Genomic DNA, 21,462 nt, shown 5'->3' on the forward strand with positions numbered 1-21,462 from the left:
TTCAGGCGATGCGCACCGCGGTGCCCCCGGCCTAGAACGGACTGGTGAGAGCCAGACGCCCTCGCCGGACCCGAAAGCTGGTGCCGTCATGACCGCGCTCACCACCCCCTCCGCCCCCTCCACGCCCACCGCCCTGCTGCCCGGTCCGGCCCGGGAGCTGCTGCACCAGACCGTGCGCGGCGACGTCATCGAGCCCGGCGATCCGGCCTACGACGAGGCCCGCCGCGTCTACAACGCGATCCACGACCGCCGCCCGGCCGCCGTCGTCCGGGCCGTCGACGCCGGCGACGTGATCGCGGCCGTGCACACCGCCCGCGACCACGCCCTGCCGCTCGCGGTCCGCGGCGGCAGCCATGCCGTCGCCGGACACGGCACCTGCGACGACGGGCTGGTCGTCGACCTGTCCCGGATGCGTTCGGTCCGCGTGGACCCCCTCATCCGGACCGCCCGCGCCGAGGGCGGCTGTACCTGGGGCGACGTCGATCACGCCACGCACGCTTTCGGCCTCGCCACCACTGGCGGAGTCGTCTCCACCACCGGGATCGCCGGACTCACCCTCGGCGGCGGCATGGGGCACCTCTCCCGCCGCTGTGGCCTGAGCTGCGACAACCTCATCTCGGCCGATGTCGTGACCGCGGAGGGCACCCTCGTCACCTGCGACGCCGAGCACCACCCCGACCTCTTCTGGGCACTGCGCGGCGGAGGCGGCAACTTCGGTGTCGTCACCTCTTTCGCGTACCGCCTGCATCCCGTGAGCGACATCCTGGGCGGGCCCACCTTCTACCCGCTCGACGGCGACGTGGCGCGTCGCTGGCGGGACATGAACGCCGACGCCCCCGAGGACTTCAACGCGATCTTCGCCGTCCTTCTCGGACCCCAGGCCCCCTTCCTGCCGGAGCGCTGGCACGGCCGCCCGGTCTGCGGTGTCCTGACCTGCTTCAGCGGGCCCGCCGACGAGGACGACAGGATCCGCGCCCGGCTCGGCGAACTCGGCCCGGTCATCGGCCAGTTCCTCGACCGGATGCCGTACCCCGTGATCAACACGATCTTCGACGCAGACCTGCCGCCGGGCCTCTACCACTACTGGAAGGGCAACTTCAGCCGCGAACTGACCGACGGCGCCATCGACGTCCACATGACGTACGGGGAGACGATCCCCTCGATGGAGAGCGACACCGTGCTCTTCCCGATCGACGGCGCGTGCCACCGGGTCGGGGCCGAGGACACCGCCTTCGCGTACCGGGACGCGGCCTACTCCCACGCCTTCGGCGCCAGTTACACCGACCCGGCCGACACCGGGCACAACGTCGCCTGGACCCGCGCGTACGACACGGCACTGCGCCCCCACACCGAGGAGGCCGGGTACATCAACTTCATGGACGCCGACGACCAGGACCGCGTGCGCGCCAACTACCGGCAGAACTACGACCGGTTGCGCGCGGTCAAGCGCCGGTACGACCCGGAGAACCTGTTCCGCATCAACCACAACATCGCGCCCTGAGTCCCCGCCCGAGGCGCTACTCGCCCGGTGTCACCAGGCCTGACTCATAGGCAGTGATGACCAGTTGGGCCCGGTCGCGGGCGCCCAGCTTGCCCATGATGCGGCTCACATGGGTCTTGGCCGTCAGCGGGCTCAGGCCCAGGGTCTCCGCGATCTCCGTGTTGTTCAGGCCGCGCGCGACCAGCGTCAGGACCTGGCGTTCACGGTCGGTCAGACCGTCCGGGCCGCCCGCCTCCGGGAGCCGCGGTGCGCTCAGGACGCGGGCGATCAGCCGTGCGGTGGGGCCCGGGGAGAGCAGGGACTCCCCCGCCGCGACCGTGCGGATCGCGGCCAGCAGGTCGGCCGGTTTGGTGTCCTTCACCAGGAACCCGGACGCGCCCGCGCGCAGCGCCTCGACGATGTGCTCGTCCGTGTCGTACGTCGTGAGCACCAGCACCTTCACGCCCGCCAGGTCCTCGTCGGCGGCGATCAGGCGCGTGGCCTCGATGCCGTCGAGCTCGGGCATGCGGACGTCCATGACGACGACGTCCGCCCTTTCGCTCCGGGCCAGTTCGACGGCCTCGGCCCCCGTCCCGGCCTGGCCCACGACCTCCATGTCGCGTGCGGACTCGACGAGCATCGCGAACGCGGCGCGTACGAGGTTCTGGTCGTCGGCGAGCAGTACGCGGATCATGCGGCGGCCTCCGTGGGCTGCAGGGGCAACATCGCGGCGACCTCGAAGCCGGCCGCGTCCGTGCGCGGACCGGCCGACAGCGTCCCTCCGACGCTGCGGGCGCGTTCACGCATCCCGATGATGCCGAATCCGGACGGACCCGAGGGTGTTCCTGCGGTGCCGGACGACGCCGTGCCGTCGTCGGTGACCGTGACGTGCAGCGTCTCGCCGCGCCGGGTGAGGGCGACCTCGACATGGGCGTCCGCACCGCCGTGGCGCACGGCGTTGGTCAGGGACTCCTGCACGATCCGGTATGCCGCCGCCTCCACCGCGGGCGGCAGCGCGCCCTCCCCGGCGTCCAGCGTCAGCCGCGCGCCCGCGGCCCGTACCAGTCCCGGCAGCGCGGCCAGGTCGGGCAGCGGCCCATCGCCGTCCGGCCCGTCGGCGCGCAGCACCTCCAGGGTGGTGCGCAGCTCACCGCGCGCGGTGCGGCAGGTGTCGGCGATGTCGTCGAGCGCCTTGGCGATCTGGGCCCGGTCGAGGCGGTCCGGGTCGACGGACAGGACGTGGGAGGCGACGGACGTCTGGACGCCGATGAGCGTGATGGAGTGAGCCAGCAGGTCGTGCAGATCGCGGGCGATGCGCAGCCGCTCCTCGGCCACGCGCCGGGCTGCCTCCTCCTCCCTTGTGCGCTCGGCCCGTTCGGCACGGCCCACCACAGAGGCGATGTAGAGGCGGTAGACGCGTACGTCGACGCCGAAGACCAGCACGGCGAGGATCCAGCCGGAGGTGCGCAGCGTCTCCAGCCCCTCATGGGCGCCGACGCCGAACATCACCGTGACGGCGATGCCGATGACGCCGCCGCCGACGAACAGCGTGTGCAGGGGGCGCGCGGTTGCGGCGTATGTGTACAGGGCGAGCAGCGACGCCGGTACGGGGGCGGCGTGGGCGTTGTCGAGCGCGTGGTACGGCGCGACGCACAGCAGCACGGCGACGAGCACGAGGCCGGGGCGCGCCCGGCGCCACACCAGGGGCACGGCGGTCCCGGCGAGCAGCGCCCAGCCGAGGGCGTCGGGCCGCCGGCCGTCGTCGACGAACAGGGCGAGCACGAGTCCCGCCACGCCGACGACGGCGGCGAACACGGCGTCGTTGCGGGTGCGGTGGGGCACGGTGAGGGGGTCGCGGCTCACGGCGGTGAGCAGGCGCTCGCCGAGACGGGGGGCGGGTCGGGCGGTCACGGTTCCATCCTGAGCCAGTCGCTGTCGTTTCCCCACACCCCGCTCCTTCCCGTACCGGGGGCTCCTCCCCCGGGCCCCGGCACCTCAATCTCCCCCACAGGCCGGCGGCCCGGCCCCAGCGGTGCTGGATTTCGCTGCGCGAAAACAGCCCGCCCGGGGTCTCCCTGGCCCAAGCCCGGGGGAGTTCGAGGACACTCCCCTACGGCCTGACCGCCGTGGGTGGGCCACCGGCGAGGCCAGGGGGAGTGTGCCCAGCGGGGCCGGAAGTTGCCCCGCGAGCAACTCCAGCCCGTCCGGGGTCTCCCTGGCCCAAGCCAAGGGGGAATTCGAGGACACCGCCCCGAAGGGCGGTACGAGGCGTGAGGCGAAGCCCCGGGTCGGGATGGGGGCACTCCTCTGGCGGCGCAGGGGGACCCCGCCTACGGCCGCCGGGCCGCAGGGGGTGGGCGGCCCGGCCCCAGCGGTGCTGGATTTCGCTGCGCGAAATCAGCCCGTCCGGGGTCCCCCTGGACGAAGTCCAGGGAAGTTCGAGGACACCGCCCCGAAGGGCGGTACGGGGCGTGGGGCGAGGCTCCCCGAAGCCCGCGCCCAACAGGGCACAGCGCCGCGGAGCCTGGGGCGAGGCCCGGTTCGGGATCGGGGCACTCCTCCTGGCTTCGCCGGGCCCCGCCCACGGCCGCGGGATGGGGAACTGCGCACCCACCTACCGCCGCGCCGCCGGTTCCGGGCGACGCGGCCCCGAGACCACCGGCACCCCCTCGTGCCGCCCCGCCCGCGACAGATTCCCCGGCCACCACACCCGCCGGCCCAGCAGCAGGCTCGCCGACGTCACCAGGTACGTACGGACCAGGAAGGTGTCGAGCAGCACGCCGACCGCCACCAGGAAGCCCATCTCGACGAGCGGCACCAGTGGCAGGTTCATCAGCACGACGAACGTCGCGGCGAGCACGATGCCCGCGGAGGCGATCACGCCGCCCGTGGTGCGCAGGGCGGTGAGGGCGGCGGCTCGCGGGTCGGCGCCGTTCAGCGCCTCCTCACGCATGCGGTGCATCAGGAAGATGCCGTAGTCGACGCCGAGTGCCACGAGGAAGACGAAGGACAGCAGCGGCAGGCTGGGGTCGACTCCCTGGAAGCCGAAGAGCGGCTCGAAGACGAGCCCCCCGAGCCCCATGACCGCGCCCCATACGGCGACGACCGCGGCGATGAGCATGAGCGGTGCGACGAGGCTGCGCAGCAGCGCGATCAGGATGAGCAGCACCGCGCCCAGCACGAGTGGGACGACGATCCTGCGGTCACGGGCGCCCGTGTCCGCGAGGTCCAGCTGCTGGGCGCTGGGGCCGCCGACGTGGGCGCCGTCGACCTCCCCGCGCAGCGCCTTGATGGTGGCTGTCTCCCCGGCGGTCTCGGGCGCGTCCTTGGCGAGGACGGTGATCTCCGTCCAGCCGTCGCCGCTGCGGCCGGGCCGGGCGCTCGCCACTCCGTCGGTGCGGCGGACCTCCTCCAGTGCCCGGCCGGCGGTGTCCGACGGGACGATGACGCTGATGGGCTGGTTGCCGCTGTCGGGATAGGCGTCGGCGAGCGTCCTCATCGCCGAGACGGAATCGGGCCGCTCGGTGAAGGTGTCCTCCTGGGTGAGGTTGCCCGGCGCGCCCAGCGCACCGAGCGCGAGGGTCCCGAGCAGCACCGTGCCCGCCGCGAGGACGACGCCGGGGCGGCGCGCCGCGGAGCTGCCCATCGCGCCGAACAGCGAGCGCCGCTGCTTCGGCTCACTGCCGTGTACGGGCACGAGCGGCCAGAACACGCGGCGGCCGAGGAGCACCAGAACCGCCGGTAGCAGGGTGAGCATGGCGGCCAGCGCGCAGACGACGCCGACGGCGCCGACCGGACCGAGCCCGCTCGCACTGTTGAGGTCGGCGGCGAGCAGGCACAGCAGTCCTGCGGCGACGGTGCCGGAGGAGGCGAGGACGGCTGGTCCACAGCCGCGCAGTGCGGCGAGCATGGCGTCGTACGGCCGCTGGACGCGGCGCAGTTCCTCGCGGTAGCGGGCGACGAGGAGGAGGGCGTAGTCGGTGCCGGCGCCGAAGACGAGGACCGTCATGATGGCGGCGCTCTGGCTGGTGACGGTGAGCCCGAAGCCCTGGATGAGGCCGTACACGACGGCTTGGGAGGCGACCGCGGCGGCGCCGACGACGACCAGCGGCACGAGCCACAGGAACGTACTGCGGTAGGTGAGGATCAGCAGGACGGCCACGACGAGGACGGTCGCGAGCATCAGGGTGCCGTCGATGGTCCCGAAGACCTTCTCCATGTCGGTCTGCACGGCGCCGGTCCCGCCCAGTTCGGCGTCGAGCCCTTCGACGGGGTCGCTGCCGAGTCGTTCGCGCACGTCGTCGACGAGGGCGGCCCGCGCGTCGTTGTCGGTGCCGGGCTCGGTGGTCGACACCGGGTACATCAGGGTGGTGCCGTCCTTGGACGGCACGCCCTGCGGCGGGCCGCTCGCGAGCTCGTGGGCGTCCGCGATCGCGTCGAGCCGCTCCTGCGCGTGGGCGTGGTCGGCGTCCGTCAGCCCGCCGTCGCGGTGGAAGACCACGACCAGGTCCGTGGACTCCCCGCCGGGCAGGGCCTGCTGGATGCGGGCGACCTGGGTGGAGTCGGCGCTCGCCGGGAGGTAGTCCACGACGTTGTCGCGCTGGGCGTCGTCGAGCTTGCCGGCGAAGGGGAAGGCGAGGGCGATGACGGCGGCCCAGAGGACGACGATCGCCCAGGGCAGGACCCGGCGGGCGGACGTTCTCGTCGGCGGTGGCTCGATTGCGGTCGGCAGGGCACCCATGGGCGTCTCCCCTTCGTCACGGTTCCGGTGGCGCGTTTGCGTCACCAGATTCCCGTCGCGCGGAGGGGGTTTCGTCGCACGGAGGACCGAGATCGGGCGTACTGCCCCAGGTGTCGCCCGAGGTCGGTTACTCCCTGGGGAGTACGCCCGTGGGAGCGGTCAGAACGGGGTCCGTGCCGTTTCGAGCAGACGTGCCGTGTCGTCCTCGCCGAACTGGAGCGCGGCGCCGACGGTGGTCAGCACCTCCCGCTCGGCAGGGGTGTAGGGGCCGTCGGCGAGGGCGATACGGGCGCCCTGCAGCAGGATCGACTCCCGCCCCGCGGGCGCGAGATGGGGAGCCAGCGGCTCCAGCGCCTCGTGCAGTTCGATGGCGAGCGCCGCGCCGTAAGGGGTGGTGTCGGTGACATAGCGGCCGGTGTCGGCGGCGAGTGCCTCGATGAGGGAGGTCAGCTGGTCCTCGGTGCAGTCGTCGAGCCCCGCGGCACGGACCGTGTGCACGGCGGTCTCGCGCACGGAGCGGGAGGAGGTGCCGCCGGAGGCGAGGACCGCGAGGGCGACGGTGTGCACGGCGTCCCTGAGCATCGCCGAGAACCGGCTCGTGGTGGGGTGATCCAGGGCGTCGGGGCCGAAGTGGGTGTGGCAGGCGGCGCATTCGACGACGGGCCCCGCGATTCCGCGGCCCATCAGGGGCACGCCGAGGAGCGTGAAGCGGCGGAGTCCGGTGCGGCGGCGGTAGTTGCGGTCGCCTCCGCAGCCGGGGCAGAAGAACTCCCCGTCGCCGACGGTGCTCCAGGACGTATGAACGCCGCATACCCGCTGAATGCCGCAGACCCGCACTTTCCGGCCGAACACTCCCCGGGCTGGCAGCACGCCGCACCTCCGTAACTTCCCCGTAGCCCTTCGGGCACGGGTGGTGCCCCCACGGCAACATTGCCGCGTGGACGTGATGTTAGCCACACGATTGAGGCCGCGTCAGCACCCCGACGGGAGTACGCGCGGACATGGCCGGATCCGCGCGATGCCGAATCAGGCGCACAACGGCGCAAAATCGCCGGGCGCGCTCGGATGCGAGCACGCCCGGCGAGGGAGAAGGTCTTCGGAGTATCAGCGACCCGCGCGGTTGACGGCCGAGACGACGGCCTTCAGAGAGGCGCGGGTGGTGTTGGCGTCGATGCCGATGCCCCACAGGACCTTGCCGTCGATGGCGCACTCGATGTACGAGGCAGCCTGCGCGGACGCGCCCTCGCTCATCGTGTGCTCCTGGTAGTCCAGCAGGCGTACGTCGACTCCGATGGCGTTCAGCGCGTCGAAGAAGGCCGAGATCGGGCCGTTGCCGGAGCCGGTCAGCACCGTCTCGGCGCCCTCGACGACCGCCTCGACGGTCAGGGTGTCGACGCCGTCCTTGTCGGTCGTGGTCTGACCGGAACGGATCTGGATGCGACCCCACGGGTTCTGCGGATTCGGCAGATACTCGTCCTGGAAGACGGACCAGATCGCGGCCGGAGTGACCTCGCCGCCCTCGGTGTCGGTCTTGGCCTGGATGATCCGGGAGAACTCGATCTGCATCCGCCGCGGCAGGTCCAGCTTGTGGTCGTTCTTCAGGACGTAGGCGATACCGCCCTTGCCGGACTGGGAGTTGACGCGGATGACGGCCTCGTAGGAGCGGCCGACGTCCTTGGGGTCGATCGGCAGGTACGGCACGGCCCACTCGATCTCGTCGACCGTCTTGCCCTGCGCGGCCGCGTCGGCCTCCAGCGCGTCGAACCCCTTCTTGATGGCGTCCTGGTGGGACCCGGAGAAGGCGGTGTAGACCAGGTCGCCCGCGTAGGGGTGGCGCGGGTGGATCTCCATCTGGTTGCAGTACTCGCTGGTGCGGCGGATCTCGTCGATCTGCGAGAAGTCGATCTGCGGGTCGACGCCCTGGGAGAACAGGTTCATGCCCAGGGTGACCAGGTCGACGTTGCCGGTGCGCTCGCCCTGCCCGAAGAGGCAGCCCTCGATGCGGTCGGCGCCCGCCATGATCGCCAGCTCGGCGGCGGCGACGGCGGTCCCGCGGTCGTTGTGCGGGTGGACGGACAGGCAGATGTACTCGCGCCGGGTCAGGTTCCGCGACATCCACTCGAACCGGTCGGCGTGCGTGGAGGGCGTCGAACGCTCCACGGTGGCCGGCAGGTTGAGGATGATCTCGCGGCCCGGGCCGGGCTGCCACACGTCGCAGACCGCCTCGCAGACCTCCAGGGCGAAGTCCAGCTCGGTGTCGGTGAAGATCTCGGGGCTGTACTGGTAGCCGAAGGCGGTCTCGGGGCCCAGCAGCTTCTCCGCGTACTCCATCACCAGGCGGGTGCCGTCGACGGCGATCTGCTTGATGTCGTCCTTGGAGCCCCGGAAGACGACACGGCGGAAGGTCGGCGCGGTGGCGTTGTACAGGTGGACCGTGGCGCGCTTGGCGCCGACCAGGGACTCGACGGTCCGCTCGATCAGGTCCTCACGGGCCTGGGTCAGTACCGAGATGGTGACGTCGTCGGGGATCGCGCCCTCTTCGATGATGGAGCGCACGAAGGCGAAGTCCGTCTCGCCCGAGGAAGGGAAGCCGACCTCGATCTCCTTGTAGCCCATGCGCACCAGCAGGTCGAACATCTCGCGCTTGCGGGCGGGGCTCATGGGGTCGATCAGCGCCTGGTTGCCGTCGCGCAGATCGGTGGACAGCCAGCGCGGCGCCTTGGTGATCCGCTGCTCGGGCCAGGTGCGGTCGGGGATGTCGACGGCCTCGTAACGGCCGTACTTGTGGATCGGCATCCCGGACGGCTTCTGCGTGTGCGTCGTGTTGGTGATCGGGGTGGGACGGCCGATCCACTGCGACTGGGACATTGCGTAGGGCTCCTCGGGGTCCATCTAAGGGACGGCCGACTGTGTCGAAGCAGCACCAGACTCCGCGGTGAGGGGGTCGGCCTACGACTACAGGCCCTCGCCGCGGCAGCTAAGGAGAAGCAGCCCGAAACGCATGATGCAAAGAAGGCTAACTGAGCCTCGGCGGGAGTGCGCGTCCGTTCCAGTATGCGGGACGACCAATCAGTAACGGTCAAATGTGGCCTATCACTCCATTTCACTAATCGATGTCGCATGTCGTGACAGTCACTTCACTCACTGCCACATTGCCGGACATGGACATTCACACCCCGGTCTTCTGCGGCATCGTGCCGCCGCACATCCTCGACAAGCTCGCCCGCTCGGGCGATCCGGGCCTCTCGGAACCCGCCCGCCGCACGCTCCAGGCGGACGCCGCGCAGCGCACCGGCCGGCGGCTGACCACGGTTCTCGGCCCCGCCGCCCGGCCCGCTCCGGAAGCCGCCGAGGGCCCCCGCCGTACGCTCTACGACGCCGAGAACGGCACCGCTCTGCCGGGCACGAAGGTGCGCGGCGAGGGCGAGGAGCCGGTCGCGGACGCCGCCGTCAACCGCGCGTACGCGGGGCTCGGCGCCACCTTCGAACTGCTGCGCACCGCGTACGGACGAAACTCGATCGACGGCCAGGGGCTGCCGCTCGACGCGAGCGTCCACTACGACGAGAAGTACGGCAACGCCTTCTGGAACGGCGAGCAGATGGTGTTCGGCGACGGGGACGGCGAGATCTTCCTCGACTTCACGGTGGCCGTCGACGTCATCGCCCACGAGCTCGCCCACGGCCTGACCCAGTACACGGCGAACCTGAGCTACTTCGGCCAGCCGGGCGCGCTCAACGAGTCCGTGTCGGACGTGATCGGCTCGCTGGTCAAGCAGCACACCCTCGGGCAGACGGCCGACCAGGCGGACTGGCTGATCGGCGCGGGCCTGCTGGCTCCGCGCGTCACCGGGAAGGCCCTGCGCTCGCTGAAGGCGCCGGGGACGGCGTACGACGACGACGTGCTCGGCAAGGACCCGCAGCCGGCGACGATGGCGGACTACGTCCGCACCGGCCGCGACAACGGCGGCGTCCACATCAATTCGGGCATCCCCAACCACGCCTTCTACCTGCTGGCGAACCGGCTGGGCGGCCGGGCCTGGGAGCGGGCGGGGCAGATCTGGTTCGACGTGCTGACCGGCGGCGACCTGTCCGCGGACGCGGACTTCGCCAGTTTCGCCCGGTTGACGGCGGCCGCGGCCCGCGACCGGTTCGGCGCGGGCGAGGAGCACGAAGCGGTGATGAAGGCCTGGTCGCAGGTCGGAGTCCAGACCGCCGGCTGAGCCGGCGGCAGGCTGCGGGCGGGCGGCTGCGGGGCGTTCCGGTGTCGCCCGCACACGATCCGTACTAGAACGGGAGCCATGCGTATCCAGGTAAGGCGTACGGGCGGGTTCGCGGGGATCGAGCGGCTCGCCGAGGTGGAGACCGACGGGCGCGCCGACGCGGACGAGGTGCGCGGCCTCGCCGAGCGCGCGATGGCCGACGGCCGGGAAACGCCCCCGGTCGGGGTGCCCGACGGGTTCAGTTACCAGATCACGGTGGACGGGCGGACGGTGTACTGCTCAGATCCGCGGCTGTCCGAGGCCCAGCGGGACCTGATCTCGCTGGTGCTCAAGGAGGGTTCGTGACGACGCTCGACCGGAGGCCGCCGGCCACCGAGCGGGCGGCGCGCTCCCGTTCGTCCCCCGCGGCTACGGCGAAGTCGACGAGCGCGCCGGTGAGGACGTCCTCCGGCGTGTAGCCGCCCATGATGTAGCCGGCCCGGTCCAGTTGGGCGATCCCGTGCATCTGCGCGAAGAGCTGGCGCACCAGCAGGTCCGGGTCCACGTCCGCGCGGAAGCGGCCCGCCTCCACGCTGCGGCTGATCGCGTCGCACGGGAGGCGCAGGACGGACACGGCCATGCTGCGGTCCTCGTCGTCAAGCTCGAATCCGGCCAGGGTGGAGCCGCCGAACAGGACCGCGTAGACGTGCGGCTCGTCGCGGGCGAAGTCCTGGTAGCAGCGGCACAGCGCGGCGACGGCCGCGACGGCGTCCTCACTCTGCGGAACGGCCAGCGCCCGGGTGCGGAAGCGGTCGAACCCCTCCCGCATCACCTCGCGGATCAGGTTCGGCATGGAGCCGAAGTGGGTGTAGACGGCCATGGTCGAGGCACCGACCGCCTTCACGAGCCGGCGGGCGCTGAGCGCGGCGGGCCCCTGCTCGGCCAGCACCCGAGCGGCTTCGTCGAGAAGCCGTCGGCGGACCGAGGGGGCCGGGGAAGCGGCGGTGGGGGCGGAATCTGCGGTTGGCACGGCAGCAGGGTAACGCCGTTATGGGCATGACAGTGTTACGCAGGGGACCATGCTGTGAGGCGTGACAGCCCATGTCCCCCGCCTGTCGGCGGCCGACGGGACAGCGGACTCACCACGGGCCACGGCCCGGGGGTTCGCAGCCGACCGCTTCCGGCGGCCACGCCGGTGGACTGTCCCCCCGCGCTCCCCGGCGCCCGGGCTCAGAATCCGAGCTTGCGGAGCTGCTTCGGGTCGCGCTGCCAGTCCTTGGCGACCTTCACATGGAGGTCGAGAAAGACCGGCGTGCCCAGCAGTGCCTCGATGTGCTTGCGCGACTTGATGCCCACGTCCTTCAGGCGCTTGCCCTTCGGGCCGATGATGATGCCCTTCTGGCTGGGCCGCTCGATGTAGACGTTCGCGTGGATGTCGAGCAGCGGACGGTCCGCCGGGCGGTCCTCGCGCGGCAGCATCTCCTCGACGACGACCGCGATCGAGTGCGGCAGCTCGTCCCGTACGCCTTCCAGCGCGGCCTCGCGGATCAGCTCCGCGACCATCACCTGCTCCGGCTCGTCCGTGAGGTCGCCCTCCGGGTAGAGCGCCGGGCTCTCGGGCAGCATCGGGATCAGCAGGTCCGCGACCAGCTGCACCTGCTTGTCGCCGACCGCCGAGACCGGGACGATCTCCGCCCACTCGATGCCCAGCTCCTTGCCGAGCCGGTCGATGGCGATGAGCTGCTCGGCGAGGGTCTTGGAATCGACCAGGTCGGTCTTGGTGACGATCGCGACCTTCGGGGTCTTCTTGATCCCGGCGAGCTCCTTGGCGATGAACCGGTCGCCCGGACCGAGCTTCTCGTTGGCGGGCAGGCAGAAGCCGATGACGTCGACCTCTGCCCACGTGGTGCGCACCACGTCGTTGAGCCGCTCGCCGAGCAGGGTGCGCGGCTTGTGCAGCCCCGGGGTGTCCACCAGGATCAGCTGCGCGTCGGGGCGGTGCACGATGCCGCGCACGGTGTGCCGGGTCGTCTGCGGGCGACTGGAGGTGATGGCCACCTTCTGACCGACCAGAGCGTTCGTCAAAGTGGACTTGCCCGCGTTCGGACGACCGACGAAACAGGCGAAGCCGGCCCGGTGGGGGGCTTCGGAGGACTGGGTACGAGCGCTCATGGCGCCCATTGTCCCCCAAGCCGGAAGCGCCCGGTGACGCCAGGGCCCGCGCGGGTCAGCCGGCGGTCACCGTGGACCTGAGCTCCCCGTCGGGGCCGGCCAGCAGCACCGGGGTCGCGGCGCCGCCCAGGTCGCGTACGGCGGCACGGTCCGCGTCGGACGCGGTGTCCGCCTCCGAGACGACGGCCGCGGCCTCCAGGGACTTCGCGCCGGACGCCACCGCCATCGCGACCGCGGTCTGCAGGGCACTGAGCTTCAGGGAGTCGAGCGCCACGGTCCCCGCGACATACGTGCGTCCGGTCTCGTCGCGCACGGCGGCGCCCTCGGGCACACCGTTGCGGGCCCGGGCACTGCGGGCCAGCGTGATGATCTTGCGGTCCTCGGGGCCGAGGTCGGTGCTCTGCGTCATGCCCCGAGCATAGATCGGCCGCCCGGAGGAGCTCCGGGCGGCCGGTCATGAGGTGGTGGGGGGTCAGCTGGTGGCGCCCTTGACGAACTTGTCACCGACCCGCGTGACGACGTCGCCGAAGCTCTTCTGCGCCGCTGCGCCACCGTCGTTCAGGAACGCGACGCGCGTGGCGCCCGTGCCCTGGTGGGCGACGACCAGATTGGAGTTGATCGCGATGCCGGGCGCGATCTCAAGGGTCATCGTGAAGGCCTGCGAGGCCTCACCGACCTTCGGGGCCCCCTCGATCCGCTTGATCTTCACCGGGACCTTCGTGCCCTCCATCTCGACGGACAGGCTGGTGCAGCTCCCGAGGGCCGTGTCGATCCCCTTGATGTAGTCGGCGGCCCCCGTGGCGGGGAACGTGAGAACCAGCTGGCTCAGCTGGGTCTTGCCGTCCTTGTGCTTGAAGTCGACGCTCCCGCCGTTGGTCGCGCCCTTAATCTCGTCGCCCATCACGTCGGCGAGCGGCTGGCACTCCGGCTTGTCGGCCTTGGGAGCCGCGTCGTCCGAGGCCGGGACCTTTGTAGCGGTCCAGCCGGCCGGCAGGTCGCCGACCTCAGTGAGCGCGGCCTTCATCTGCGCGGCCGTCAGCGGCTCGGTGGACGCCTTCTCCTCGGCGGGCTTCTCGCTCGCCGAGTCCTTGGCGCCGCCCTTCTTGTCGTCGCCGCTGCCGCAGGCGGCCGTGAAGCAGAGTGCGGAGACCGTCAGTGCCGCGGCGACGCCGCGAAGGATGTTCCTACGCATAAAAGTGCTTCTCCCCATGGGAAATCGCTCGTTGGGGAGCTTCCCCCCTCCCCGGTGACGCACAGACGATACACAGAAGCGGAGGTCAGCCCGCCACCGGATACAGCGTTCCCCGGCGTCCTTCCGGGCTCGCCAGCCAGTGAAGCTTCGCCGCGGTGTCCGACTTCGCGTCCGGAACCGGAGTGTGCATCACGATCACCAGGTCCGGCCGGGCGGGGACGCGCAACTGGGTCGACTCCACCACCAGCCTGCCGACCAGCGGATGTTCCATCTCCTTGCGGATCTGGCCGCCGGGGGCGACGTCACGCCGCTCCCACAGTTCGGTGAACTCCGGGCTGAGCGCCTTCGCCTCCTCCACCACGGCCTTGAAGCCCTCGTCGTCGGGGCATTCGGAGCAGGCAGCCCGGAACTGGGCGACGAGCCGCGGGGCGACCTCCTCCCAACCCCAGCTGCGGGCCCGGTAGACGGGGTCGGTGAAGAACGCGAGGAGGCAGTTCTGGACGACGCCGGGGCGCATGCCGAGCACCATCGCCGCCGCGTCGTTGTACATCACGGTGTTCCAGTAGACGTCCATGATGTGCGCGGGGTAGGGCATCCACGTGTCGATCAGGCGACGCAGTCCCGCGCACATGTCCTTGTCGCCCGGATCCACCTCCGGAGGCGGCGGGTTGAGCCCGGCCAGCACATACAGATGGCGGCGCTCGGTGCTGCTGAGCCTGAGCACCCGGCCCACCGCGTCGAGCACCTGCGGGGACACGGTGATGTCCCGGCCCTGCTCCAGCCACTGGTACCAGGAGACGCCGACGCCCGCGAGGACCGCGACCTCCTCCCGGCGCAGACCCGGAGTGCGGCGGCGGGCGCCGCCGTCGGGCAGCCCCGCCTCGGTTGGGCTGATCCGCGCACGCCTGCTCATCAGGAACTCGCGCAGCTCTGCCAGCCGGTGCGCCTTCATCGCGTCCGGTTCGGACGTGGCCACCTGCTTCCCCCGTCCGTCAGCGTGGTGGTGCGACCAACAGGATAAGTCCCCGCTCCCCACGGGTATTCCGGCCGCCGGAAGGTGGTGGCCATGGTTACCGACACCTCCCTCCCCACGTCTGCGGGCACCGTCCCGCCGCCCCGGCTCGCCCCCCGGGCCCGGCTGATCCTGTTCGTGCTGTGCGCCGCCCAGTTCATGGTCGCCCTGGACTTCTCCGTACTGAACGTGGCACTGCCCGACCTCGGCCGGGACCTCGGCCTGAGCCCGTCCGCCCTGCAGTGGGCGGTCACCGCCTTCGCGCTGCCGTCGGGCGGTTTCCTCCTGCTGTTCGGCCGGATCGCCGACCTGTACGGGCGGCGCAGGCTCTTCCTCTTCGGCCTCGCCCTCTTCGGCGCCGCCTCGCTGCTCGCGACCTTCGCCTGGGACCCGGCCTCCTTCCTCGCCGGCCGTGCGCTGCAGGGTCTCGGCGCGGCCGTCATCGTGCCGACCGGCATGTCGTTGCTCACCACGACGTTCCCGGAAGGCCCTCAGCGCGACCGGGCGCTCGGCATCAGCGGCACCCTGCTGTCCCTCGGCTTCACCATCGGCATGGTGCTGGGCGGCGTCATGACCGACACGCTGGGCTGGCGCTCCACGATGGGGCTGCTCGCGCTCTTCACTCTGGTCGTCCTGCCGCTCGCGCTCCGGTTGCTGCCCGAGTCGCGGACGCCGGAGCGGCCCCGGCTCGACATCCCCGGTGCGGTGAGCGTCACCGGCGGTCTGCTCGCCGTGATCTACGCCTTGTCCACGGCCGCGGACCGGGGCTTCGGCGGCACGGACGTCCTTCTCACGCTGGTCGCGGGCATCGCGCTGCTGATCGTGTTCGCCGTCGTGGAGTCCCGCAGCGACGCGCCGCTGGTGTCCCTGCCGATGCTGCGCCGCCGTACGGTCGCGTTCGGCAACCTGGGCGGCTTCGTGACGTTCTCGATGATGAGCACGGTGGTGTTCGTGCTCACCCTCTACCTCCAGGAGACGCTGGGGCTCTCGGCGTTCGCGACCGGCCTGGTCTTCGGTGTGCAGGGCGTCGTCTCGGTGTTCGCGGGTTCCTTGGTGCCGAAGGTCATCGGCCGCATCGGGGCGCACCGGACGCTGGTGTACTCGCTGCTGGGCCAGGGCGTGTTCGTGGCGGCACTGGTGGGCGTGGGCGCGGAGTCAGGCGCATTGCTGGCCGGGATCGGCGTCTCACTGGCGAGCATGTGCCACCTCGGCGCGATCATCTCGTACGGGGTGACGGTGACGTCCGGGGTCCCCGACGGGGAACAGGGACTCGCGACGGGCCTGGTGACGACGACGCAGCAGGTGGGCATCACGGTCGGCATCCCGCTGCTCGGCGTCCTCGCGACGACGACCGGCACGTCCCTGCTGGAGGGCGTGCGGCTGGTGCTGGCGATCGACGCGGGGTTGGTGGTGGCGGTGGCGCTGTTGGTGGGCGCGGGCCTGCGGGGCGCGGCGCGGAGGGTGTGACGTTCCGCTGCTGCCCCGTCCCCGCCCCGGGGGCCGGGGCTTCGCCCCAAGCCCCCGTGTGGCCTTGTGCCTTGGGGGCACGGTCTACGGGGCTTCGCCCCGGGCCCCGTATCGCGCTTCGCGCGGTGTCCTCAATCTCTCCCTACGGCCTGGCGGCCGTGGGAGGGGACCCCCAGACGGGCTGATTTCGCTCCGCGAACAGCCCCGCCGGGGGCACCCCCCTGGCTTCGCCAGGGGGACCCGCACCCGCAACCGCCAGGCCGCAGGGGAAAGCGGACGCGGTGCCCGCCGGCAGCACTCCCCGTCGCCTCGCCGGACAACCCCCAACCCAGCCCGCCAGGCCGACAGACCGCAGCGGCAGCGGCAGCGGCAGCGGCAGCGTGAGACGCGGTGCCCGCCGCGAGCACTCCCGTCGCCTCGCCGGAGAACCCCCACCCCAGCCCGCCAGACCGCAGGCGTGGTGGGGGTCCCCCGCCCGCCGGACCGTAGGGGAAGGGGCCCCCTGCTAGCCCCGGTCCAGCCGGAGGCGCTCCGTCTTCGGCAGACCCGCCACCACCAGGTCGTACGAGTCCTCGATCAGCTCCCGGACCATCCGGTCCGGGAGCTCGCCCACCGTCACGGTGTTCCAGTGGCGCTTGTTCATGTGCCACCCCGGCACGATCGCCGGGTGCTCCGCCCGTAGCTGGATCGCCAGCTCCGGCTCGCACTTGAGGTTCACCGTCAGGGGCTCGGCGTCCAGCGCGCCGAGGGCGAACATCTTGCCCAGCACCTTGAACACCGACGTTTCGGGGCCGAACGGAAACTCCTCGACCGCCGCGTTGAAGCCGAGGCAGAACGCCCGCAGTTCCTTCGCCTTCACCCCATCGCCCCCTCTTCCGCCGGCTTCTCCACCGGCTCCGACAGCACCGTGACGATCTTGTTCCGCCGGCCGGCGGGGGACTCGGCCGTCAGTCGCAAGGCACGTCCGTCCGGCAGGTCGACCACCGCACGCGCGCCCGCGATCGGGACCCGGCCCAGCGCCTTGGCGAGCAGGCCGCCGACCGTCTCGACGTCCTCGTCGTCGAGCTCGTCGGCCCCCAGGCCGTACAGCTCACCGAGGTCGCCGATGTCGAGGCGCGCGGTGACCCTGAAGCGTCCGTCGCCGAGTTCCTCGACCGGCGGCAGCTCCCGGTCGTACTCGTCGGTGATCTCGCCGACGATCTCCTCCAGGATGTCCTCGATCGTGACGATGCCCGCCGTGCCGCCGTACTCGTCGATGACGACGGCGACGTGGTTGCGCTTCTGCTGCATCTCGCGCAGCAGGTCACCCGCGTTCTTCGTGTCGGGGACGAACACGGCCGGACGCATCGCCGTGGAGAGCGGATCGGTCTCCGCATCGCGGTTGACGTGCGTCTTGCGGACCAGGTCCTTGAGGTAGACGACACCCACGACGTCGTCCTCGTTCTCCCCGGTGACGGGGATGCGCGAGAAGCCGGAGCGCAGCGCCAGCGTCAGCGCCTGCCGCACGGTCTTGAACCTCTCGATGGACACGAGGTCGGTGCGCGGGACCATCACCTCGCGCACCAGGGTGTCGCCGAGTTCGAAGACCGAGTGCACCATGCGGCGCTCGTCGTCCTCGATCAGCGACTCCCGCTCGGCGAGGTCGACCAGGGCCCGCAGCTCGGCCTCGGAGGCGAACGGCCCCTTGCGGAAGCCCTTTCCGGGCGTGAGCGCATTGCCGATGAGGATCAGCAGCTGTGGGATCGGGCCCATGATCCGGGCCAGCGGCAGCAGGACGTACGCCGCGGCGGTCGCGGTGTTCAGCGGGTGCTGACGGCCGATGGTGCGCGGCGAGACGCCGACGGCGACATAGCTGACGAGCACCATCACGGCGATGGCGACCAGCAGCGCCGACCAGGTCTCCTCGAACTCCTCGAGGCACGCATAGGTGACGAGCACTCCGGCCGCCATCTCGCACGCGACCCGCACGAGCAGGGCGACGTTGAGGTAGCGGGTGGGGTCCGCGGCGACCTGCTCCAGTTTGGTGGCGCCGCGCCGGCCCGACCGTACGGCCTCGGCGGCGCGGAAACTCGAGACCCGGGCCAGACCGGCCTCCGCGCAGGCGGCGAGCCAGGCGACGACGACCAGCGCGACGGCGCCCGCGAGCAGTTGGCCGATCATGAGACGGTCGGCGCCGGGGAAGGACCGGTGAGGCCCTTCTCCGACCGCCAGCCGTCGACGATCGCGGCCTGCAGCCCGAACATCTCCGCCTTCTCGTCCGGCTCCTCGTGGTCGTAACCGAGCAGGTGCAGCACTCCGTGGACGGTGAGGAGCTGGAGCTCCTCGTCCATGGAGTGCTGCGTCGGGGCTTCCTCGCCCTGCTTCTTGGCGACCTCGGGGCAGAGCACGATGTCACCGAGGAGACCCTGCGGGGGCTCGTCGTCGTCCTTGCCCGGCGGACGCAGCTCGTCCATCGGGAAGGACATGACATCGGTCGGACCGGGGAGGTCCATCCACTGGATGTGCAGTTGCTCCATGGCCTCGGCGTCCACGACGATCACCGAGAGCTCGGAGAGCGGGTGGATACGCATCCGCGCGAGCGCGTAGCGGGCGACATCGAGGATCGCCTGCTCGTCGACCTCGGTTCCGGACTCGTTGTTGACGTCGATCGACATGGTGCGGCTGGTCTACTTCCCGTTTCGGCTGTCGTACTGCTCGTACGCGTCGACGATACGGCCGACGAGCTTGTGCCGTACGACATCCTGCGAGGTGAGCAGCGAGAAGTGCACGTCCTGCACGCCGTCGAGGATCTCCCGGACCTGGCGCAGACCGCTCTTGGTGCCGCCCGGCAGGTCGACCTGCGTCACGTCACCGGTGATCACGATCTTCGAGTCGAAACCGAGCCGGGTCAGGAACATCTTCATCTGCTCGGGGTTCGTGTTCTGTGCCTCGTCGAGGATGATGAACGCGTCGTTGAGCGTGCGGCCGCGCATGTACGCCAGGGGCGCGACCTCGATCGTGCCCGCGGCCATCAGGCGCGGGATCGAGTCGGGGTCGAGCATGTCGTGCAGCGCGTCGTAGAGCGGGCGCAGATACGGGTCGATCTTCTCGTACAGCGTGCCGGGCAGGAAGCCGAGGCGCTCACCGGCCTCCACCGCGGGCCGGGTCAGGATGATGCGGTTGACCTGCTTGGACTGCAGCGCCTGCACGGCCTTGGCCATGGCGAGGTACGTCTTGCCGGTGCCCGCCGGGCCGATACCGAAGACGACCGTGTGCTTGTCGATCGCGTCGACGTACCGCTTCTGGTTGAGCGTCTTGGGGCGGATGGTGCGGCCGCGGCTGGAGAGGATGTTCTGGGTGAGCACCTCCGACGGGGTCTCGACGGCCTTGCCCCCGGTCTCCTCCTTGAGCATGGCGATGGAGCGTTCCACTGCGTCCTCCGTCATCGGTTGCCCGGTGCGGAGCACGAGCATCATCTCGTCGAACAGGCGCTGGATCAGCGCGACTTCCGTAGCGTCACCGACCGCGCTGATCTCGTTGCCCCGGACATGGATGTCTGCCGCGGGGAAGGCCTTCTCGATCACGCGCAGGAGGGCGTCACCAGAGCCGAGGACCGTCACCATCGGATGCTTGGCGGGGACGGTGAAGTGGGCTCGCGCCTGCCCCGGCGCTGGGGTCTGGGCTGTGGGTGTCTGAGTCATGGGCCGGCTCTGTGGCCTGCACATACCTCCCGTTGCAGGGTTCTCGCTGCTCGACAACCTCTGGACCATCCAGGGTACGACCTGTCACTGACAGGACCGAGGGCTTTTCCGGGGCCGGGCGGGTCCGGGTGGACGCGCTCAGCCGTTGCGGCCGAACCCGATCGTCGGGACCGCGCGGCGCAACGGCCAGGGTCGGGCCGCCGCCGGCAGCAGGTCCGCCAGGAAGGCGTAGCGGCGCAGGGCGGCGGGGTCCTGGCCCGGGAGGCCCTGTACCGACTGCCACCAGGCCGCGATCTCCGACCAGCCCGGCGCCGAGAGGGACCCGCCGAACTCCTGCACCGACAGCGCCGCCGTCAGTCCCGCGAAGGCCAGGCGGTCGGCGAGCGGCCAGTCGGCGAGCGTGCCCGTGACGAAGCCGGCCACGAACACGTCACCCGCGCCGGTCGGGTCCAGCGCCTGCACATCGATGGCCGGGACCTGCGCGCACTCACCGGTCGAGCCGTCGACGGCATACGCGCCCTCGGCACCGAGCGTGACGACCGCGACCGGGACGTGCTCGGTCAGGGCGTGTGCGGCGGCGAGCGGGCAGTCGGTGCGGGTGTAGCGCATCGCCTCTTCGGCGTTGGGCAGGAACGCCTCGCAGTGCTCCAGGTCCGCGAGGTCGGCCGGGTCCCAGCGGCCGGAGTCGTCCCAGCCGACGTCCGCGAAGATCCGGGTGCCCTTGCGGGCGGACTGGGCGATCCACTCGGCGCGGTCGGGCGCGAGGGAGGCGATGGCCGCGCGCGCGGGAGGCGGGCACTCGGGGGCGGGCTCGGGGGGCGGCGCCTCGTGCCCGTGGGACACCATGGTGCGCTCGCCCTCGTACGCCATGGAGACGGTGACGGGCGAGTGCCAGCCGGGGACGGTGCGGGAGAGCGTGAGGTCGATGCCCTCGCCCTGTTCCAGCGCGTCCCAGCAGTACTCGCCGTAGTGGTCGTCACCGAAGGCAGCGGCCAGGGACGTGCGCAGCCCGAGCCGGGCGAGCGCGGTGGCCATGTTGGCGACACCGCCGGGGCTGGAGCCCATGCCGCTCGCCCAGGACTCCGTACCGCGGACGGGGGCGGAGTCGAGGCCGGTGAAGATGATGTCGAGGAAGACGCTGCCGGTGAGATAGACGTCGCAGGGGGGATCCGCCGGCGTCCGCAGGGCGGCCAGGGGATCCAGGCCGGCCGCCGTGCCCAGGTGCTCTCCGTCGCGAGTGGTCACCGTGCGCGCTCCCGTACGTGGTGCAGGTATCAGGCCAGTCTGCCCGAAACCACGCGGTGGGTAGAGGCCCAGGAGAGGGAGGTGGGTGGTGGCCGGGGCACGCCGTGCCCCGGCGGCAGACATCGCCGTACGCGTACGTCGGGGCCGGGGCCCGTCCCTGCGGAGACTCGGATGAAGCCGACGCCAAGCCGAAGCCGGTTGGCCCGATGTTGAAGCCCGCGGCCGCGACGCGCTGCCCGTCCGGCGGGGAGGTGTGGCCGGCCTGCGGGGCCTC

General features: G+C 71.4%; 19 protein-coding genes. 4 read left to right on the forward strand and 15 right to left on the reverse strand.

What is annotated here, in order from left to right; genetic code table 11:
• Positions 1-88: 88 nt before the first annotated feature.
• Entirely contained in the window at positions 89-1,501 is a 1,413-nt protein-coding gene (locus tag J7E88_RS23780; protein ID WP_215184369.1) for an FAD-binding oxidoreductase, read from the forward strand.
• Between the two features lie 16 nt (positions 1,502-1,517).
• Here the strand turns inward: J7E88_RS23780 and J7E88_RS23785 are convergent, their stop codons facing one another.
• The 5 genes from J7E88_RS23785 to leuA form a co-directional block, all read right to left on the reverse strand.
• On the reverse strand, positions 1,518-2,174 hold the full coding sequence (locus J7E88_RS23785) for a response regulator transcription factor (RefSeq protein ID WP_215184371.1): 657 nt from the start codon (positions 2,172-2,174) through the stop codon (positions 1,518-1,520).
• Positions 2,171-3,391, reverse strand: a complete 1,221-nt coding sequence (locus J7E88_RS23790; RefSeq protein ID WP_308307583.1) for a histidine kinase — start codon at positions 3,389-3,391, stop codon at positions 2,171-2,173. Before J7E88_RS23790 ends, J7E88_RS23785 begins: the two co-directional genes overlap by 4 nt.
• A 703-nt stretch (positions 3,392-4,094) precedes the next feature.
• Entirely contained in the window at positions 4,095-6,221 is a 2,127-nt protein-coding gene (locus J7E88_RS23795) for an MMPL family transporter (RefSeq protein WP_215184373.1), read from the reverse strand.
• Between the two features lie 159 nt (positions 6,222-6,380).
• The gene (locus J7E88_RS23800) at positions 6,381-7,091 is read right to left on the reverse strand and encodes a TerB family tellurite resistance protein (RefSeq protein WP_215184375.1); all 711 of its coding nucleotides are present in this window, start codon (positions 7,089-7,091) and stop codon (positions 6,381-6,383) included.
• 234 nt (positions 7,092-7,325) lie between these two features.
• Complete coding sequence (gene leuA / locus J7E88_RS23805; protein ID WP_215184377.1) at positions 7,326-9,089, reverse strand: 2-isopropylmalate synthase; 1,764 nt, start codon at positions 9,087-9,089, stop codon at positions 7,326-7,328.
• A gap of 293 nt (positions 9,090-9,382) precedes the next feature.
• On the opposite strand from leuA, the gene J7E88_RS23810 reads away from it, so the two are divergent.
• The gene (locus J7E88_RS23810) at positions 9,383-10,441 is read left to right on the forward strand and encodes a M4 family metallopeptidase (RefSeq protein ID WP_215184379.1); all 1,059 of its coding nucleotides are present in this window, start codon (positions 9,383-9,385) and stop codon (positions 10,439-10,441) included.
• Positions 10,442-10,519: 78 nt separating this feature from the next.
• Positions 10,520-10,786, forward strand: coding sequence for a protealysin inhibitor emfourin (locus tag J7E88_RS23815; RefSeq protein WP_215184381.1), 267 nt, complete (start codon positions 10,520-10,522; stop codon positions 10,784-10,786).
• Here the strand turns inward: J7E88_RS23815 and J7E88_RS23820 are convergent.
• From J7E88_RS23820 to J7E88_RS23840, 5 genes are all read right to left on the reverse strand, one after another.
• A complete protein-coding gene (locus J7E88_RS23820; RefSeq protein WP_215184383.1) occupies positions 10,770-11,450 on the reverse strand; it encodes a TetR/AcrR family transcriptional regulator in 681 nt (226 codons plus the stop codon). The genes J7E88_RS23815 and J7E88_RS23820 overlap by 17 nt on opposite strands.
• A 200-nt stretch (positions 11,451-11,650) precedes the next feature.
• Entirely contained in the window at positions 11,651-12,592 is a 942-nt protein-coding gene (gene era / locus J7E88_RS23825) for a GTPase Era (protein ID WP_215184385.1), read from the reverse strand.
• A gap of 55 nt (positions 12,593-12,647) precedes the next feature.
• Complete coding sequence (locus tag J7E88_RS23830) at positions 12,648-13,001, reverse strand: cytidine deaminase (protein WP_215184387.1); 354 nt, start codon at positions 12,999-13,001, stop codon at positions 12,648-12,650.
• Positions 13,002-13,064: 63 nt separating this feature from the next.
• Positions 13,065-13,784, reverse strand: coding sequence for a hypothetical protein (locus tag J7E88_RS23835; protein WP_215184389.1), 720 nt, complete (start codon positions 13,782-13,784; stop codon positions 13,065-13,067).
• 85 nt (positions 13,785-13,869) lie between these two features.
• Positions 13,870-14,736, reverse strand: a complete 867-nt coding sequence (locus tag J7E88_RS23840) for a helix-turn-helix transcriptional regulator (RefSeq protein ID WP_215184715.1) — start codon at positions 14,734-14,736, stop codon at positions 13,870-13,872.
• A 114-nt stretch (positions 14,737-14,850) separates the two neighbouring features.
• Between J7E88_RS23840 and J7E88_RS23845 the strand changes: the two genes are divergently transcribed.
• Positions 14,851-16,263: an MFS transporter gene (locus J7E88_RS23845; RefSeq protein ID WP_215184391.1), complete on the forward strand. Its 1,413-nt coding sequence runs from the start codon at positions 14,851-14,853 to the stop codon at positions 16,261-16,263.
• A 505-nt stretch (positions 16,264-16,768) separates the two neighbouring features.
• Here the strand turns inward: J7E88_RS23845 and J7E88_RS23850 are convergent.
• The 5 genes from J7E88_RS23850 to J7E88_RS23870 form a co-directional block, all read right to left on the reverse strand.
• A complete protein-coding gene (locus tag J7E88_RS23850) occupies positions 16,769-17,122 on the reverse strand; it encodes an MmcQ/YjbR family DNA-binding protein (RefSeq protein ID WP_215184393.1) in 354 nt (117 codons plus the stop codon).
• Positions 17,119-18,423: a hemolysin family protein gene (locus tag J7E88_RS23855; protein WP_215184395.1), complete on the reverse strand. Its 1,305-nt coding sequence runs from the start codon at positions 18,421-18,423 to the stop codon at positions 17,119-17,121. Before J7E88_RS23855 ends, J7E88_RS23850 begins: the two co-directional genes overlap by 4 nt.
• A complete protein-coding gene (gene ybeY, locus J7E88_RS23860; RefSeq protein ID WP_215184397.1) occupies positions 18,420-18,917 on the reverse strand; it encodes an rRNA maturation RNase YbeY in 498 nt (165 codons plus the stop codon). The genes J7E88_RS23855 and ybeY overlap by 4 nt, the downstream gene beginning before the upstream one ends.
• Before the next feature lie 12 nt (positions 18,918-18,929).
• The gene (locus J7E88_RS23865; protein WP_215184399.1) at positions 18,930-19,943 is read right to left on the reverse strand and encodes a PhoH family protein; all 1,014 of its coding nucleotides are present in this window, start codon (positions 19,941-19,943) and stop codon (positions 18,930-18,932) included.
• 138 nt (positions 19,944-20,081) lie between these two features.
• Entirely contained in the window at positions 20,082-21,188 is a 1,107-nt protein-coding gene (locus tag J7E88_RS23870) for a PfkB family carbohydrate kinase (RefSeq protein WP_308307584.1), read from the reverse strand.
• Positions 21,189-21,462 lie beyond the last annotated feature (274 nt).

The sequence above is a fragment of the Streptomyces sp. ISL-10 genome (assembly GCF_018614575.1).
Lineage (GTDB): Bacteria > Actinomycetota > Actinomycetes > Streptomycetales > Streptomycetaceae > Streptomyces.

Excerpts from the sequence above, each read along its gene's own strand:
- era (WP_215184385.1), bottom strand. The coding sequence starts at position 12,592 with ATGAGCGCTCGTACCCAGTCCTCCGAAGCCCCCCACCGGGCCGGCTTC.
- J7E88_RS23845 (WP_215184391.1), top strand. The coding sequence starts at position 14,851 with ATGGTTACCGACACCTCCCTCCCCACGTCTGCGGGCACCGTCCCGCCG.
- J7E88_RS23840 (WP_215184715.1), bottom strand. The coding sequence starts at position 14,736 with ATGAAGGCGCACCGGCTGGCAGAGCTGCGCGAGTTCCTGATGAGCAGG.
- J7E88_RS23810 (WP_215184379.1), top strand. The coding sequence starts at position 9,383 with ATGGACATTCACACCCCGGTCTTCTGCGGCATCGTGCCGCCGCACATC.
- J7E88_RS23865 (WP_215184399.1), bottom strand. The coding sequence starts at position 19,943 with ATGACTCAGACACCCACAGCCCAGACCCCAGCGCCGGGGCAGGCGCGA.
- J7E88_RS23855 (WP_215184395.1), bottom strand. The coding sequence starts at position 18,423 with ATGATCGGCCAACTGCTCGCGGGCGCCGTCGCGCTGGTCGTCGTCGCC.
- leuA (WP_215184377.1), bottom strand. The coding sequence starts at position 9,089 with ATGTCCCAGTCGCAGTGGATCGGCCGTCCCACCCCGATCACCAACACG.
- J7E88_RS23785 (WP_215184371.1), bottom strand. The coding sequence starts at position 2,174 with ATGATCCGCGTACTGCTCGCCGACGACCAGAACCTCGTACGCGCCGCG.
- ybeY (WP_215184397.1), bottom strand. The coding sequence starts at position 18,917 with ATGTCGATCGACGTCAACAACGAGTCCGGAACCGAGGTCGACGAGCAG.
- J7E88_RS23795 (WP_215184373.1), bottom strand. The coding sequence starts at position 6,221 with ATGGGTGCCCTGCCGACCGCAATCGAGCCACCGCCGACGAGAACGTCC.
- J7E88_RS23835 (WP_215184389.1), bottom strand. The coding sequence starts at position 13,784 with ATGCGTAGGAACATCCTTCGCGGCGTCGCCGCGGCACTGACGGTCTCC.
- J7E88_RS23815 (WP_215184381.1), top strand. The coding sequence starts at position 10,520 with ATGCGTATCCAGGTAAGGCGTACGGGCGGGTTCGCGGGGATCGAGCGG.
- J7E88_RS23830 (WP_215184387.1), bottom strand. The coding sequence starts at position 13,001 with ATGACGCAGAGCACCGACCTCGGCCCCGAGGACCGCAAGATCATCACG.
- J7E88_RS23780 (WP_215184369.1), top strand. The coding sequence starts at position 89 with ATGACCGCGCTCACCACCCCCTCCGCCCCCTCCACGCCCACCGCCCTG.